This window comes from Pseudomonas sp. KB_12, from assembly GCF_052114545.1.
GTDB classification, from domain to species: domain Bacteria; phylum Pseudomonadota; class Gammaproteobacteria; order Pseudomonadales; family Pseudomonadaceae; genus Aquipseudomonas; species Aquipseudomonas brassicacearum.
The window spans coordinates 1-15,472 of the sequence record NZ_JBFREY010000029.1 but is presented as its reverse complement, the minus strand read 5'-3'; the positions used below and the strand labels follow the sequence as shown (position 1 = coordinate 15,472).

The 15,472-nt window shown below is 61.6% G+C and carries 13 protein-coding genes; 7 read left to right on the top strand and 6 right to left on the bottom strand.

Features of this window, described 5'->3' with window-relative positions:
- Positions 1 to 87: 87 nt before the first annotated feature.
- Positions 88 to 2,334, bottom strand: a complete 2,247-nt coding sequence (locus tag AB4Z20_RS21315) for a DNA internalization-related competence protein ComEC/Rec2 (RefSeq protein ID WP_442090544.1) — start codon at positions 2,332 to 2,334, stop codon at positions 88 to 90.
- Positions 2,335 to 2,478: 144 nt separating this feature from the next.
- Here AB4Z20_RS21315 and AB4Z20_RS21310 point away from each other — a divergent pair, with 144 nt between their 5' ends.
- The gene (locus AB4Z20_RS21310; protein ID WP_003204298.1) at positions 2,479 to 2,994 is read left to right on the top strand and encodes a DUF2062 domain-containing protein; all 516 of its coding nucleotides are present in this window, start codon (positions 2,479 to 2,481) and stop codon (positions 2,992 to 2,994) included.
- 93 nt (positions 2,995 to 3,087) lie between these two features.
- Here AB4Z20_RS21310 and AB4Z20_RS21305 read toward each other — a convergent pair whose 3' ends face one another.
- From AB4Z20_RS21305 to AB4Z20_RS21290, 4 genes are all read right to left on the bottom strand, one after another.
- A complete protein-coding gene (locus AB4Z20_RS21305; RefSeq protein ID WP_003204300.1) occupies positions 3,088 to 3,867 on the bottom strand; it encodes an ABC transporter permease in 780 nt (259 codons plus the stop codon).
- Positions 3,868 to 3,869: 2 nt separating this feature from the next.
- Positions 3,870 to 4,802, bottom strand: a complete 933-nt coding sequence (locus AB4Z20_RS21300; protein WP_442090543.1) for an ABC transporter ATP-binding protein — start codon at positions 4,800 to 4,802, stop codon at positions 3,870 to 3,872.
- 136 nt (positions 4,803 to 4,938) lie between these two features.
- A complete protein-coding gene (locus AB4Z20_RS21295; RefSeq protein ID WP_320389267.1) occupies positions 4,939 to 5,562 on the bottom strand; it encodes a glutathione S-transferase family protein in 624 nt (207 codons plus the stop codon).
- A 44-nt stretch (positions 5,563 to 5,606) separates the two neighbouring features.
- Complete coding sequence (locus tag AB4Z20_RS21290) at positions 5,607 to 6,266, bottom strand: transglutaminase-like domain-containing protein (protein ID WP_442090542.1); 660 nt, start codon at positions 6,264 to 6,266, stop codon at positions 5,607 to 5,609.
- A 260-nt stretch (positions 6,267 to 6,526) separates the two neighbouring features.
- Between AB4Z20_RS21290 and AB4Z20_RS21285 the strand changes: the two genes are divergently transcribed.
- Positions 6,527 to 8,974, top strand: coding sequence for an acyl-CoA dehydrogenase (locus AB4Z20_RS21285; protein WP_442090541.1), 2,448 nt, complete (start codon positions 6,527 to 6,529; stop codon positions 8,972 to 8,974).
- A 103-nt stretch (positions 8,975 to 9,077) separates the two neighbouring features.
- Positions 9,078 to 9,485 carry a PA2817 family protein gene (locus tag AB4Z20_RS21280; RefSeq protein ID WP_018604120.1) on the top strand — a complete coding sequence of 136 codons (408 nt, stop codon included), beginning with the start codon at positions 9,078 to 9,080 and terminating at the stop codon, positions 9,483 to 9,485.
- A 643-nt stretch (positions 9,486 to 10,128) separates the two neighbouring features.
- Here the strand turns inward: AB4Z20_RS21280 and AB4Z20_RS21275 are convergent.
- Positions 10,129 to 11,127: a LysR family transcriptional regulator gene (locus AB4Z20_RS21275; protein WP_253476886.1), complete on the bottom strand. Its 999-nt coding sequence runs from the start codon at positions 11,125 to 11,127 to the stop codon at positions 10,129 to 10,131.
- 90 nt (positions 11,128 to 11,217) lie between these two features.
- Here AB4Z20_RS21275 and AB4Z20_RS21270 point away from each other — a divergent pair, with 90 nt between their 5' ends.
- From AB4Z20_RS21270 to AB4Z20_RS21255, 4 genes are all read left to right on the top strand, one after another.
- Positions 11,218 to 11,844, top strand: coding sequence for an alanyl-tRNA editing protein (locus AB4Z20_RS21270; RefSeq protein WP_253476889.1), 627 nt, complete (start codon positions 11,218 to 11,220; stop codon positions 11,842 to 11,844).
- 479 nt (positions 11,845 to 12,323) lie between these two features.
- Positions 12,324 to 13,547 (top strand): type II and III secretion system protein family protein, encoded by a 1,224-nt coding sequence (locus tag AB4Z20_RS21265; protein WP_253476892.1) that lies wholly within the window; start codon positions 12,324 to 12,326, stop codon positions 13,545 to 13,547.
- Positions 13,548 to 13,603: 56 nt separating this feature from the next.
- Positions 13,604 to 14,317: a tetratricopeptide repeat protein gene (locus AB4Z20_RS21260; RefSeq protein WP_214509698.1), complete on the top strand. Its 714-nt coding sequence runs from the start codon at positions 13,604 to 13,606 to the stop codon at positions 14,315 to 14,317.
- A 22-nt stretch (positions 14,318 to 14,339) separates the two neighbouring features.
- Positions 14,340 to 14,609: a DUF3613 domain-containing protein gene (locus AB4Z20_RS21255; RefSeq protein WP_013694011.1), complete on the top strand. Its 270-nt coding sequence runs from the start codon at positions 14,340 to 14,342 to the stop codon at positions 14,607 to 14,609.
- The last annotated feature ends 863 nt before the right edge of the window (positions 14,610 to 15,472 follow it).

The window sequence follows — 15,472 nt, the reverse complement described above, 5'->3', positions numbered from 1 at the left end:
CCCCCTCGAAAAAGTGCGCCACTTTATCACACAGACTCGCCTTGCAGACCCGCCCCACCGATAAGCGCATCAGCCGATTGCGCTGGATCAATATTGCCCCGCTGGCCCGACGGCTGGCGGATCACGCCAGTAGCGGCGATGCCCGGCCTCGGTGCGCGGCAGTTCGAAAGCGCCCAGTTGCAGACGAATGGCGCCCTGCTCGGCGCTGTCGTAGACCGCCAGGCCCGAGCGTCGATACCGAGCCATCACCTGGGGATGAGGGTGGCCGAACGCGTTGCCCTGCCCTCGGGAGATCAATACCGAATGCGGCTGGAGACGCGACAGCAACGCCATCGACGACGAACTGCGGCTGCCGTGATGCGGCGCGGCCAGCCACTGGATCGGCACCGCCAGGACCTCGTCGAGCAAGGCGCGCTCGGCCGGGGTGTCGATATCGCCGGTCAGGAGCAGGCGTTCACCGCCGGCCTCCACCAGCAAGACGCAGGACTTCTGGTTGCTCTCGACAGCAGAGGCCCACCGCCACAGCTCGAACCTGACCCCGTCCCATTCCCAGCGTCTGCCACTGTCGCAAGGCCCGGCCAGCAGCTCGGCGGGCAGCGCGTCGGGATCGCCGCTGATCACCTCCATCGTCGGCAGCCCATTGCGCACGGCGCGGGCACCGCCAGCGTGATCGGCGTCGGCATGGCTTAGCAACATCAGGTCCAAGCGGCGCACACCCAGTTTGCGCAAGGTCGGCAGTACGACCCGCTCGCCCGCGTCAGCCTCGCCAAAGCGCGGCCCGGCGTCGTAAAGCAGGCTGTGCCGCCGGGTCCGCACCAGCACCGCCAGCCCTTGGCCCACGTCCAACTGCCAGATCTCGGCGTGCCCTTGCGGCAGGTGTTCTTGCGGTGGAAAAACCATCAGCAACACCATCGGCCACCCCAGTACGCGTAGCGGCACACCTTTGGGCAACAGCAGCAAAAAAGCACCGAAGGCGGCGATACCCAAGGCCCAAGGCGGAACCGCGGCAGGAACCCAGGCTGGCATTCGTCCGGCAACCAGCGTCAGCCCCTTGAACAGCAGATCGAGCAGCCCGCCGGCGATCCACAGCAGGCCTTCGCCCATGAACGGCACCGGCAACAATGCCGTGCCAAGCAGCGCTGGCGGCAATACCAACAGGCTGATCCAGGGCACCGCCAGCAAGTTCACCAACGGCCCGCTGAGGCTGACCGGCAAGCCCACGATCAACAACAACGGACACAGGCCAAGCGCAACCAGCCACTGGGCACGGGTCCAGGTTTGCCACCAGCGCCAGGGCCCCAGGCGAGCGCCAAAGGTGAACATCAATATGGCCACGGCTGCAAACGACAACCAGAACCCCGGCCGCAAGCTGGCAAGCGGGTCGAACACCAGCACCCCGACGAAGGCCAGCAGCCATGCCCACCACGGATCTGGCTGTTTGAAACGCAAGCGCCACAGCAACACCAGGCCGATCATCGCGCAGGCCCGCCGCACCGGCACCTCGAAGCCGGCGAGCAAGCCGTAGCCCAGGGCGGCACAGAAGGCCAGCCCACAGGCCCAAGGCAACCAGGCCAGACCCACCGGCCACAGGCCATAACGCGCCGCACCGGCCACCAACAGGTACACCAGGCCGGCAAGCAGGCCGATGTGTTGCCCGGAGATCACCAGCAAGTGGACGGTGCCGGTGTCTTGCAGGACCTGCCAATCCTCGCGACTCAACCCGCCGCCGTCGCCCAGGACCAGTGCCGCCAGCGCACCGGAGCGGCCGTGGGCATCGACCTGTGCCAGGGCCTGGCGCACCTCATCGCGCCAGGCCCCCCGGGCCGCTTGCAGGAGATGGCCATCCTTGATCGTACCAGTCGCGCCGATGCCGCGGCTCAACAACCAGGCGGCATAGTCGAAACCGTGCGGGTTCAGCAGCCCACTGGGCCGCTTGAGCTTCACCGCCAATCGCCATCGTTCGCCGCTGTTGACCGGCGGCCCACCGAACCAGGCGAGGCGCATCGCCGTCGGTAGACGGCTACGGCGTGAATGGACATCGGCCAGTTCGAAGCGCACCACGCCTTCGCCCTGTTGCGGCAAACCGACCACTCGCCCCTCGACCCAGCGGGTTTCGCCGTCGAGCGCGATGGGTAACCGGTCGTCCAGCGCAAACTGCGCCGACAGGCAGGCCCAGGCCAGCCCGAACAGGAAAAAACCCAGCGGATAGGTTCGAAACGGCAACGCCATCAGCGCCAGCACCGGCATGGCTGCAATCAGCCACAACGGCGGCAGTGCCGGCAAAAAAATCGGGGCCAACAGCCCCAGTGCAAGCGCGACTAACCCTGTGCGCATAACCCGTCCTTGAGAGTGCCCTCTTCAGGCATAGACGGTCTACGGCACCGCTGGCGTTATCAATTGTCACAAAGTCTGAATCTGTCAGCCGTAGAATCCGGACATACTTGCGGCCTTACTGCGTTGAACCGACCGAGAAGCCTTATGCCCCGGCGCCTTTTCAAACGTTACATGCCAGACCCAGAGAGCATTCGGGAACATAAATCCTTACGTTTTCTCGGCACCCTGCTGCACGATCCCAACCTTTGGCACCTCAATCGGCACTCGGTCGCCCGGGCGATGGCTGTTGGCCTGTTTGCCGCCTTCTTGCCGATCCCGTTGCAAATGTTGCTGGCCGCCGCACTGGCCATCACGGTGCGCGGCAACATGCCGATTGCGGTGAGCCTGGTGTGGCTGACCAATCCGATCACCATGCCGGCGGTGTTCTTCTGCACTTACCAGACCGGCGCCTGGCTGATGGACGTGCCCGCCCGGACGCTACCCGAAGAGCTGACCTGGGAATGGATCAGCGGCCAGTTGTCCACCTTGTGGCAGCCGTTCCTGCTCGGCTCGGTTGTGACCGGCCTGGTACTCGGCGCCCTCGCCTACTTCGTCACCATGAGTTACTGGCGCTGGTGGGTGGCCCGACAGTGGAAGCGGCGCAAGAAAAGCCGGATGTGAAATGCAAAAAGGCCTCCTGGGAATGGAGGCCTTTTTTTGTGGAGTTCGTACTGACGCCATCGCGAGCAAGCTCGCTCCCACAGGGGGATGGGGTCAGGTACGCATCCCGCGCCCGCTGACCAGCAACCGCGCGCAACCGATGTAAAGCACCAAGGTCGCCACCAGCATGAAGGTAATGGCGATGCTGATCTTGATGTCCGACACCCCGAGAATGCCATAGCGAAAGGCGTTGACCATGTGCAGCACCGGGTTGGCCAAGGACACGGTCTGCCAGAACGGCGGCAGCAGGGAAATCGAGTAGAACACCCCGCCCAGGTAGGTCAGCGGCGTGAGCACGAACGTCGGGATGATGGAGATGTCATCGAAGTTGCGCGCAAACACGGCATTGATGAAACCCAGCAGCGAAAAGATCGTGGCCGTAAGCACCACCACCAATACCGTCACCCCCAGGTGATGCACCTGCAAATGGGTGAAGAACAACGACAGCAGGGTCACGATCAGACCCACCGCCAGGCCGCGCAGCACACCGCCCAGGGTGTAGCCGATGAGGATCGTATGGGGGGACACCGGCGAGACCATCAGTTCTTCGATCGAACGCTGGAACTTGCTGCCGAAGAAACTCGACACCACGTTGCCGTAGGAGTTGGTGATCACCGACATCATGATCAGCCCCGGCACGATGTAGTCCATGTACGTGAAGCCGCCCATATCGCCGATCTGCCGGCCGATCAGGTTACCGAAGATCACGAAGTACAAGACCATGGTGATGGCGGGCGGCAGCAGCGTCTGCGGCCAGATCCGCATGAAACGCCGAACCTCACGGTAAACGATGGTATTGAGGGCGATGAGGTTGGGGCGCAATTCGGAACTCATGCTCATACCGCCACCTTCGCCAGATTTTTCTCCACCAGGGACACGAACAACTCCTCGAGGCGATTGGTTTTGTTGCGCAGGCTCTGCACTTCAATGTTCTGCAGGGCCAGTTGGGCGAACAGCCCGGTGATCCCCACGGCCTTGTCCACCTGGACTTCCAGGGTGTGGCTGTCTACCAGGCGGGCCGGATAACCCATGAGCTGGGGTACCGTCGCCAGGTCGTTTTTCAGGTCCAGCAGGAAGGTTTCCACATGCAGTTGACTGAGCAACTGGCGCATGCTGGTGTTCTCGACGATGGTGCCGTGGTCGATGATGCCAATGTTGCGGCACAACTGCTCAGCCTCTTCCAGGTAATGGGTGGTGAGGATGATGGTGATGCCTTTCTGGTTCAGCTCGGTGAGGAAGGTCCACATCGAACGACGCAGTTCGATGTCCACGCCGGCAGTCGGTTCGTCGAGGATCAGCAGACGCGGCTCATGCACCAGCGCGCGGGCGATCATCAGGCGACGCTTCATGCCGCCGGACAATGAACGGGACGGCACGTCGCGCTTATCCCACAGGCCCAGCTGGGTCAGGTACTGCTCGGCGCGCTCGTTGGCGATCTTCGGCGGGATGCCGTAGTAACCGGCTTGGGTCACGACGATGTCGAAGGTCTTTTCGAACTGGTTGAAGTTGAATTCCTGGGGCACCACGCCAATGCAGCGCTTGAGGGCGGCAGGCTCGCGGTCCAGGTCATGGCCGAAGATATTCACCGTGCCGCTGGTCTTGTTCACCAACGTGGAAAGAATACCGATGGTGGTGGATTTGCCGGCACCGTTGGGGCCGAGCAAGGCGAAAAAGTCACCTTCGGCGACGTCCAGATCGATACCACTCAAGGCCTGGAAACCGTTGCCGTAGGTTTTGGTTAGCTGCCGGATGGACAGAGCGGAACTCATATCGGATTACGCACCAAGAAGGGAGGGAGGAAAAGAATAGATAAGGGCGGGCGGCGAGCAATGCAACCACGGCGCACGAAGGCAATGGTGCTTGGCGTCGCCGCACAAGTACAGTCAAGTGTGTCGATAGTAAGTATTAAGTCAACGCGGTCATGACAGCCTTGCGGTAGGCCGCACGCTCCTGCAACCGCGCGTACCAGGCCTGCACGCCAGGTAGCTCGGCGCGCTGGATGGGCATCTCGAACCAGGCATAAATGAAACTGCCCAGGGGAATGTCGCCCATGCCGATTTCAGCACCCGACAGGTAGGGCTGCTCACTCAAGGTCTGCTCGACCATCGCCAGCAAGCCGTCGCACTCTTTGATCGCCGCGTCGATGGCCGCCCAGTCCTGTTGCTCGGCCGGGGTGCGCAAGACGCCCCAGAACACCGTGCGAAACGGTGCGGCAAAACTGGAGGTGGTCCAGTCCATCCATTTTTCAGCCTGGGCACGTGCCTGTACGTCAGCGGGATACCAGGCCGAACCCGACGCATGGCGAGCAGCCAGGTAACGCACGATGGTGTTGGATTCCCAGAGCACGAAGCCGTCGTCTTCGATCATCGGCACCCGGCCATTGGGGTTTTTCGCACGGTACTCGGGCGTGTCCACCACACCGAATGCCCCGCCCGCATCAATGGCCTCGTAGGCCAGCCCCAACTCTTCTGCGCACCACAACGCCTTGCGCACATTCGATGAATTTTTCCGGCCCCATATCTTCAGCATCACGGCGTCCTCGATGGATAAATGCCGCAGCAGCATACGCCGGATCAGGCGCGACTCAAATCGCCCTGCAGGTCGCCGAGCAAGCGCGGCACCTGCGCGCCGAACAGGTGCGGGTAGCATTTCTCCAGGTGTTCGAAGAAGAACGCTTCGGGCACATCGACGAACTGGCCGTGGTCAGTGATGTACTCCATCAGCTTTGCCCCTTGCCGATTGAACGGGTGGAACACGCTGTCGTGGCGACCGTCGAATTCCAGCGGGGCCACGTCGAACAACTCGCACAGCCCCTGGTTGAATGCCGGCGTTGCCTTGACCCAGCGGTCGTTCAGGTACAGCTCGGTATAACCGTGCATGGCGAACACGTCGCTCCTGAGCAATTCCAGCAAGCGCGGTGTGGACAAGTGATTGCGGACATCCGCCAGGCCGATGCGCGCCGGGATGCCGCAATGCCGGGCGCAGCCGGCCAGCAAGGTGGCCTTGGGCACACAATAGCTTTCGCCGACAGCCAGCGCGTAACTGCCGCGCAGGGTCGCCGGGTCGCGACTGAAAGTGTAGGGGTTGTAGCGCACTGCCTCGCGCACGGCGTAATACAGGCTGACCGCCTGGGCCAGCGGGTCGCGGTCGGTGCCGCGGTGGGTTTCGGCGAAGTCGATGACCGCGAGGTGATCGCTGTCGATGAAGGGGCCGGGGTTCAGGTATTGCTGCATAAAAGGAAGGCCTCTGGAGAAACATCACCGCTTGCCTCGAGTTTATCCACAGCCCTCAGCCAACGATAACGGCATTCCGGCCAAACAATGGCGTTTTCTCACCTTGTTAACGAACGATTTCCCACGGCTGTTGCCAACCAGACTGGCGCAATGCACCCAGGGTTTCCCACGAAATCAATCACATCGCGCTGACCGCCGGTTTTGCAGATGCCGTCTAAGCTCTGAAGGTCGGTTTTGCCTTGGTTCACGGAGGATTACATATGCTGTTGTTGTGGATACTGGTCCTGGTCGTCGGGATCGCCTGGCTGGCGCATCGGCGCACCGACCCGCTGCCCGCGCTGGGTATCGTCGCGGTCTATCTGTTGGCCATGGGCATTTTCAGCCATGCGCCCGGCTGGCTGCTGCTGATCCTCTGGGTGGTACTCGCGGCTGTCGCCGCCCCGCTGCTGCTACCGGACCTGCGCCGCAAATACTTCAGTGCACCGATGTTCGAGTGGTTCCAGAAAACCCTGCCGCCCATGTCCGAGACCGAGCGCGACGCCATCGACGCCGGCACGGTGTGGTGGGACGGCGAACTGTTCAGCGGCCGCCCGGACTGGGACTTGCTGCTGGCCTACCCCAAGGTGCAACTGACCGAGGAGGAGCAGGCGTTCCTCGACGGCCCCACCGAAGCCCTCTGCGCAATGGTCAGCGACTGGCAGATCGGCCAGGCCATGGACCTGCCGCCTGAAGCCTGGGCTCATATAAAGGAGCACGGGTTCTTCGCGTTGATCATTCCCAAGGAATACGGCGGCAAAGGCTTTTCTGCCTACGCCCATTCCCAGGTGGCAATGAAACTGGCCACGCGCAGCGGCGACCTGGCCTCCACCGTGATGGTCCCCAACTCCCTTGGCCCGGCAGAACTGCTGTTGCACTACGGCACTGATGAGCAACGCGACCATTACCTGCCGCGACTGGCCCGTGGCGACGATATTCCCTGCTTCGCCCTGACCGGGCCGCTGGCCGGTTCCGACGCCGGGGCGATGCCCGACACCGGCATCATCTGCAAGGGTGAATGGGAAGGCCAGGAAACATTGGGCCTGCGCCTGAACTGGGAAAAGCGCTACATCACCCTCGGTCCGGTAGCCACCCTCCTGGGCCTGGCCTTCAAGGCGTATGACCCCGACCACCTGCTGGGTGAGGAAGAAGACCTGGGCATCAGCCTCGCCTTGATTCCCACCGACACCCCTGGCGTGCATATCGGCCGCCGTCACCTGCCCCTTGGCGCCGCGTTCATGAACGGGCCGAACTGGGGCAAGGACGTGTTCATCCCGCTGGACTTCCTCATTGGCGGCCAGGACATGCTCGGCAAGGGCTGGATGATGCTGATGAACTGCCTGTCGGTCGGGCGCTCGATTTCCCTGCCGGCGGTGGGCACCGGTGCGGCGAAGTTCACCAGCCTGGTGACGGGCCAGTACGCCCAGGTGCGCGAACAGTTCAACGTACCGTTGTCGGCGTTCGAAGGTATCCAGGAAGCCATGGCGCGCATCGGTGGCAACGCCTGGATGATGGATGCTGCGCGCATGCTGACCGCCAACGCCGTGGACCTGGGGGAAAAGCCTTCGGTGCTGTCGGCCATTCTCAAGTACCACCTGACCGAACGCGGCCGCGAGTGCATCAGCCACGCCATGGACGTGCATGGCGGCAAGGGCATCATCATGGGCCCGAACAATTACCTGGGTCGCAGTTGGCAAGGTGCGCCGATCTTCATCACGGTCGAAGGCGCGAACATCCTGTCGCGCAACCTGATGATCTTTGGCCAGGGCGCCATTCGCTGCCATCCGTTCGTACTCAAGGAAATGGCCCTGGCAAGCCGTGAAGACAAGGACCAGGCGCTGGTCGAGTTCGACGCCTTGCTGCTCAAGCACATTGGTTTTGCCGTGAGCAACGCCGCCAGCACCCTGGTGCTCAACCTCGGCCTGGGGCATTTCGAGAAGGCTCCCGGCAATGCCTTGAGCCAGGGTTATTTCCGCGCCCTCAACCGGCAGGCTGCGGCGTTCGCCCTGCTGGCGGACCTGAGCATGATGCTGCTGGGGGGTGAACTCAAACGCCGGGAACGCTTGTCGGCCCGCCTGGGCGACGTATTGAGCAACCTGTACCTGGCGTCCGCAGCGCTCAAGCGCTATCACGACCTGGACTCGCCGGACCACATGACACCGCTGTTCACCTGGGCCATGGAGGAAAGCCTGGGCCAGTCGGAGCGTGCGCTGGATGAACTGCTGAGCAACTTTCCGAACCGGGTGCTGGGCTGCCTGTTGCGCCTGGTGGTGTTCCCCTTCGGTCGTCGTCACAAGGGCCCGAGCGACAGGCTCGACGCCGAGGTGGCGGCGGTCATTGGTCGGCCCAAGGGTGACCCGACCCTCGAAGAGTTGCTGCAGGGCTGCTATCGCCCACAATCCGCCGATGATCCGGTGGGCGCCCTGCAACACGCCGCCGACCTGCTGGCCGCCGCCCATCCGCTGCACAAGAAACTGCACGTGGCGCTCAAGCAGGGTCAGCTCAACCCCGCGCCGGGCGAACCACTCATCGACGCAGCCCTGGAAGCGGGTGTGCTGCAAGCCGGTGAAGCGCAGACCTTGCGCGCGGCCGAGGCGGCGCGGCGCAAGGTCATCGATGTGGATGACTTCGATAAGGAGGAGTTGACGCTGGCGCAGGACAAGGTCCGTTGATCCTGACGACAGGCTACGCTCGTGACCTATAGCTCTTCACCTGTAAAAGCCGGCGCAAGGGCTTTATACTCCTGCGCCCGTTTTGCTCTTGAGGACTTATCTCGTGTCCAATGTCGTTGCCGATCACCTTGTCTTGCTTGACCACTTGCGCAGCATCCTGGTCGCCGTGGGTGAGGCCGAACAGGTGCCCGAAGAAAGCCACGCCCTGTTTCTGGAGCGCTTCGACGAGTTGCGCGCGCAACTGCCCGTCGACCCGATCGAAAGCCAGTACCTGGGCCAGGATCTCCTGTGCCAAGTGATCGTCCGTTATCCACAAATCGCCCACCTGGTGCCTCGCGACCTGCTCTGGTACTTCGCCGGCGACTGCCTGCACTACATGCCCGACGAAGAAATCGCCCTGTACCAGGCCCTGGAGGAGCGTCGTTTCGAAGCCGAGCAAAACGACGAGCCTTTCGACTGGAACCAGGAAAAGCAATTGCTGGCGATGTCGGAGCAGGACAGCAAGCACTGATTGCGATCCGTCATGCAAAGGCCCGCACGGTTAACCCGGCGGGCTTTTTTTTGCCTTGCCAAAGTGTGTTGCCTGGACGGGCCTCATCGCGAGCAAGCTCGCTCCCACAGTTGGATCGGTGTACGACTGAGAGAGCCTGGTCGGCTGCCAGGCCGCCTCGCGAGCAAGCTTTGCTCCCACAGATCGGAAGGGTGTACGACCGCAAGAGCCAGGTCGGCTATCAGGCCGCCTCGCTTTTGCTTTTGATCTGGAGGCCTCGTTAACCACGATGGCCGAACGCAGGCATTGTGGAGTGGGCAACCCGGCATGGATGCCGGGATAGCCGCGCTGGGCCATGGATGGCCCTTCGCGGCGGGCCCACGGAGCAATGCCTTCGTTCAGGAATGCCGAGCCTAGGCGAGGCACCGAGTGGTGGGGCAAGCCTTTTTTGCTTACTTTTTTGGCGCCTGAAAAAAGTGAGCCGCCGTAAGGGCGGAACCCTAAGTAGCCGTTACCGCAGCAACGGATATGTACCTGGTCAACAAAATCCATGTTGACTGACACCCCGCCATCGCGAGCAAGCTCCCCACTGGTTTGTGGTTGATCATAAAACTCATGTACGCAGCGGCTTCTGTGGGAGCGAGCTTGCTCGCGATGAGGCCGGTCAAAACAACCCATCACTCTCCGGCAACTCATAACCCGTCGCGACCTGGCTGGGGCCACTCCCGCCGCCCACCGTGCTCAAGGTCGGTTCCTTCTCCAGGCACGCCACCAGATAATCAATGAACACCCGCAGCTTGGGCGGTAGGTAACGAGTCGGTGAATGCAGCAACCACAAGCCACCGTGGTAGGAAGCCAGGAACGTCCAGTCGGCCAATACCTGCACGATCAAGCCTTGCTCCAAGGCATGACGGGCGGTGAAGTACGGCAGGCTGCCAATGCCGATGTGCTGCAAGACGGCCCCCAACCGCACGCCCGTGTGATTGGCCGCGTAGCGCCCATGCACGCCGACGGTGACGGACTTGCTGCCTTTCTTGAATTTCCAGCGCGCGTCGTTCGGGGTTGCCCCCAGGTAAATGCAGCTGTGTTCCAACAAGTCGTGAGGATGCGTAGGCGTACCGTGTTCGGCCAGGTATTGCGGCGTGGCGCAGAGCAGGTGATCAATGGTCAGCAACTGACGCCCCACCAGCCCGACCGGAGGTTGATCGGTAATCCGGATGGCCAGGTCGACATGATCGTCGATCAGGTCAACCTGCCGATCCTCCAGGAACAGCTCCACATCGACCTTCGGATAACGACGCAAGAATTCGGGCATGTGCGGATGAATCACGAAACGCCCCACCGCCTTGGGTACGCTGACGCGGATGCGGCCTTCAGCCTCCTGGGTGAACTGCCCGCTGATTTCCATCACCGACCGAGCGGCGGCGACCATTTCCTGACAGCGCTTGAACACCTCTTCCCCACCATCGCTCAAACGCAACTTGCGGGTGGTACGTTGCAACAAACGGGTCGCCAGGGCTTTCTCCAGGCGAGAAATACTGCGGCTGATGGCCGATGGTGATGAACCTGACTGGCGGGCCGCCTCGGAGAAACTGCCGGTCTCCACGACCTTGACGAAGATGGCCATTTCGGCCAACAACGGCAATGGTAGATTTGTGCTCATGGCGCAACAGTCCTTTGAAATTTGAACGGATTATCACCCTTTTATGCCCTACCTATAATCCCGTCACAATTTCTGATGTGGGTATGGCACATGACGCTTCGCCTCTTTTTCCATAGCGATGACCTCAAGGCCAACGTGGAAGTCCTGGATTGCAGCCCCCGGGAACATGAATTTGCCGTGGTGCTGCACGCCACGCTGTTCCATCCCCAGGGTGGCGGTCAGCCCTGCGACACCGGATGGATTGGTGAAAGCCAGGTGCTGCGCGTGGTCCAGGAAGGGCCACAGATCGTCCATTACGTCGACCGCCCGGTGGCCTTGGGCACGGCTGCGATCCGCGTGGATGCGCAGCGCCGACAGTTGAATGCGCGCCTGCACTCGGCTGGGCATCTGATCGGCCATTTCGCCGAGACCCGTGGCTGGACGCCGATCAAGGCCCATCATTGGCCCGGTGAAAGCCGCGTGCAGTTCCAGCCAGGGGAAAATCCTCAGGAACTGGACATCTCGATCATCCAGCAAGGCATCGACGAATGGATTGCCAACGACCTGTCGCGCTTGATCACGTTGCGCGAGGGCCTGCGCGAAGTCGGTTTCGGTGAGCTGGCCGCCTACGGTTGCGGCGGCACTCACGTGCAGCACCTGCAGGAACTGGGAACCGTCACCATCTCCTCGCTTTCGCAAAAGAAAGGAACACTGTCAGTGCACTACCACGTGGCCTGATATCCGCCAGCCCCTGCGACCCGCAATGGCTCGCAGGCCTCGCCTCCCCCTGTCAGGTCTGGCTCCTGCAAATCCCCTTCACAACACAAAAAGACAGATTATTGACGCCCGCTTGCGCGAGTTTTTCCCTTCCGTCACTTTTTAGTCATTTTTTTTATTTAAGGCGTGGCGCTTTGCCATGCTTGAACTACCGTCAAACAGAAGCGATGACAGGGTCGGCAAAACGCTCCTGAAGCGACCTGATCGACACCGTCTTTGCCTTCGTAAATCCCGGATCCCCCGGGTACCGAAACGTTGTTTGCAAGCAGCCTGTCGTTCAGTCAGGCCGGTGAAATGCGCCCGTTTGCTGGTAAGCGACGCGGCCTGAAACCGGAACCAATGAACGATCAGGTTAGATGGAAAGGGGTAGCCCGGGCCTCTTAAGTGATCCGCGGCAAATAGTTAAGCCTAGGGATGGTCTCTTCATCGAGGATCACTTCATGACCCATCGTACTGCTCCCGTTCTAAAACATTTCCTTCATGGCCTGTTCTGGATGGGTCTTGGCTTGGATGCGGCCCAGGCCGCAGCGGCAAATTGTTCGCAGCTGGACAATTTGCCGGCAACCTTCGAGGTCGGCCAAGGGCTCCAGAGCGAACTGCGCATCCTCGCCCCCGTGACGAAGTTGGCCGTCGGCGACCCAAAAATTGCCGATGTGCAGCCCAGTGGCAACGATGCCTTTATTCTCACGGGCCTGGCGCCCGGCGCCACCAGCCTGATGGTCTGGACCGACTGTTCGAAAATACCGCGCCAGAGCATGGTCTTTGTCAAAGGCCGGGCCACCGAGGCGCTGACCGGCGCGGCGAGCATCCCGTCCGAAGATCCGATGCTGCTTGCCCAGGTACAGACCGACATTCGTTTCGTTGAAGTCAGCCGGACCAAACTCAAGGAAGCCTCGACGTCGATTTTTGGCAGCCGTGGCAACTTCCTGTTCGGCTCGCCGAGGACCTTGCCCACCGTCGGCGGTATTGTCCGGCCTTCATTGCCGGTCAATAACGACATGTTCAACCTGTCTTTTGCCACCGGTAAAACGCTGTTGATGATCAACGCACTGGAAGGCAGTGGTTTCGCCTATACCCTGGCGCGGCCGAGCCTGGTGGCCCTCAGCGGTCAGAGTGCGAGCTTCCTGGCTGGCGGCGAAGTGCCGATCCCGGTGCCCAGTGCCGGCAGCGACAACGTGTCCATCGAGTACAAGGAATTCGGTATTCGCCTGACCCTGACCCCCACCGTCATCGGCAAGAATCGCATCGCGCTGAAGGTGGCGCCGGAAGTCAGTGAGCTGGACTTCACCAACGCGGTGAACATCGCCGGGACACTGGTGCCTGCACTCACGGTGCGTCGTACCGACACCAGCATCGCCTTGGCCGATGGCGAAAGCTTCGTCATCAGCGGCCTGATCAGCACCCGCAACAGCTCCCAGGTGAACAAGTTTCCGGGGCTGGGCGATATACCGATTCTCGGCGCGTTCTTTCGCGACAACTCCATCAACCGCGAAGAGCGCGAGCTGCTGATGATCGTCACGCCGCACCTGGTCCAACCGTTGGCCGCCGACGCGCAACTGCCAACGTTGCCGGGCGAGCAACTGCGTAATTACGACCCGAATTTCTACCGCATGTACTTCCTCGAACATGGCGAGTTCGACAACCGCAGCGGGCTTTCCCAATGAGCCGGCGCCAGACGTGCGAAGCACCTATTGTCCAACGGCTTGCCAAGGGGCATTCAATGAAAGCAGTGATCGCAATAGCGGCGACCTTGATGCTCGCCGGCTGTGCCAGCAACGGCGTAGTGGCTTCACGCTCGACCCAGTGCGCCAAGCCCGAATCCGACCAGGAACTGGCCCTGAACATGGCCGAAGACATGGCCAACGAAGGTCGTTTGTACGCCAGCCTGGCGAACCTCGAACGCTTGCCCGATGACTTGGTCCAGGTCCGCCTGCGCAAGGCTCGGGTGCTGCGCCTGATGGGTCGCAACGAGGCCGAACCGTTGTACAAAAGCCTGCTCGGGACATGCCTGGCCGCAGACGGTGAACATGGTCTTGGGCAGTTGGCGGCTGCCAGAAATGACAATGCGACGGCTACGCAATACCTCGAACGCGCAGCGAAAATGGCCCCGACCGAAGGCAAGATTCGCAACGACCTGGGGGTCGTCTACCTCAACCAACGACGCATTTCAGAAGCCCGCTTCGAGTTCATGACCGCGATGGAGCTCCAGCAGTCAGACACGCTGGCAGCGCTCAACATGGTGACCCTGCTGATCTACCAGGACAACTGGAAGCAGGCCGCCGAGCTCGCGAACATGGCCAAGCTGAGCCCCCAACAAGTGGCAGATGCCCAAGCCCGTGCGGAAAAAATCAGGGGTTCGGCCGCTAACGCCGTGACGTCACAAGCCAACCGCCTGACCGAGGTTGTCGACGCCTCAACTGGCGCGGTCAAGTAGAGCGTTACGAGGAGTCCAAGAAATGATGACCAAACAATTGATGATTGCATGCATGGTGAGCCTTTCCAGCAGCGCCTGGGCCATTGACCCGGGCCCCTCTTCGCCCGCACAGCAAGGCACCGAGAGCTGGATGCAACTGCAGATTCGCGGCGTGGTGGCCTCCACCAACCTGCAAACCGCCTCGGCCGCCGAACGCGAGATGGCCATGCAGCGTTGGCTCAACAGCTTCAACTACCCGATCCCGGAATTCTTTGACCAGGACTCGGCAGGAGAAATCACCAGCAGCAAATGAAACACGCGGCAAACGAAAGACCGCAGCCTCTGGAAGTACCTACATTTGATCCGATGTAGGTACTTCCGGAGGCTGCGGTCTTTTGGCTTGAACGGTCGGCTGACTAAAGGCGTAAACCTGGGGGAGCGAGCTTGCTCGCGAAGGCGGACTGACATTCAACACCTTCATTGACTGACCCACCGCCATCGCGAGCAAGCTCGCTCCCACATGGGGTCTGCAGTGAACACAAAACCCATGAACATCACAGATCACCTGTGGGAGCGAGCTTGCTCGCGAAGAGGCCTTCATATCCAACATCCATGCAAGCTGACCCACCGCTATCGCGAGCAGGCTCGCTCCCACAATGGATCKGGGTACGACCGGGAGAGCCAGGTCGGCTGTCAGGCCGCCTCGCGAGCAAGCTTTGCTCCCACAGATCTAATGGCTCCCACAGATCTGATGAGGTGTACGACCGGGAGAATCAGGTCGGCTGTCAGGCCGCCTCGCGAGCAAGCTTTGCTCCCACAGATCTGATGAGGTGTACGACCGGGAGAACCAGGTCGGCTGTCAGGCCGCCTCGCGAGCAAGCTTTGCTCCCACAGATCTGATGGTTCCCACAGATCTGATAAGGTGTACGACCGGGAGAACCAGGTCGGCTGTCAGGCCGCCTCGCGAGCAAGCTTTGCTCCCACAGATCTGATGGTTCCCACAGATCTGTGGGGTGTACGACCGGGAGAGCCAGGTCGGCTACTAGGCCGCCTCGCGGTGGACGTTGATCTCGGGCGCCCCGTTAACCACGCTGGCCGAACGCAGGCATTGCGCAGTGGGCATCCCGGCATGGATGCCGGGATAGCCGCGCTGGGCCATGGATGGCCCTTCGCGGC

Bases quoted from the DNA above. Each gene is read 5' to 3' on its own strand.
- AB4Z20_RS21275 (WP_253476886.1), bottom strand. From the start codon at position 11,127: ATGAGCACAAATCTACCATTGCCGTTGTTGGCCGAAATGGCCATCTTC.
- AB4Z20_RS21300 (WP_442090543.1), bottom strand. From the start codon at position 4,802: ATGAGTTCCGCTCTGTCCATCCGGCAGCTAACCAAAACCTACGGCAAC.
- AB4Z20_RS21260 (WP_214509698.1), top strand. From the start codon at position 13,604: ATGAAAGCAGTGATCGCAATAGCGGCGACCTTGATGCTCGCCGGCTGT.
- AB4Z20_RS21315 (WP_442090544.1), bottom strand. From the start codon at position 2,334: ATGCGCACAGGGTTAGTCGCGCTTGCACTGGGGCTGTTGGCCCCGATT.
- AB4Z20_RS21265 (WP_253476892.1), top strand. From the start codon at position 12,324: ATGACCCATCGTACTGCTCCCGTTCTAAAACATTTCCTTCATGGCCTG.
- AB4Z20_RS21305 (WP_003204300.1), bottom strand. From the start codon at position 3,867: ATGAGTTCCGAATTGCGCCCCAACCTCATCGCCCTCAATACCATCGTT.
- AB4Z20_RS21295 (WP_320389267.1), bottom strand. From the start codon at position 5,562: ATGCTGAAGATATGGGGCCGGAAAAATTCATCGAATGTGCGCAAGGCG.
- AB4Z20_RS21290 (WP_442090542.1), bottom strand. From the start codon at position 6,266: ATGCAGCAATACCTGAACCCCGGCCCCTTCATCGACAGCGATCACCTC.
- AB4Z20_RS21255 (WP_013694011.1), top strand. From the start codon at position 14,340: ATGATGACCAAACAATTGATGATTGCATGCATGGTGAGCCTTTCCAGC.
- AB4Z20_RS21270 (WP_253476889.1), top strand. From the start codon at position 11,218: ATGACGCTTCGCCTCTTTTTCCATAGCGATGACCTCAAGGCCAACGTG.
- AB4Z20_RS21310 (WP_003204298.1), top strand. From the start codon at position 2,479: ATGCCCCGGCGCCTTTTCAAACGTTACATGCCAGACCCAGAGAGCATT.
- AB4Z20_RS21285 (WP_442090541.1), top strand. From the start codon at position 6,527: ATGCTGTTGTTGTGGATACTGGTCCTGGTCGTCGGGATCGCCTGGCTG.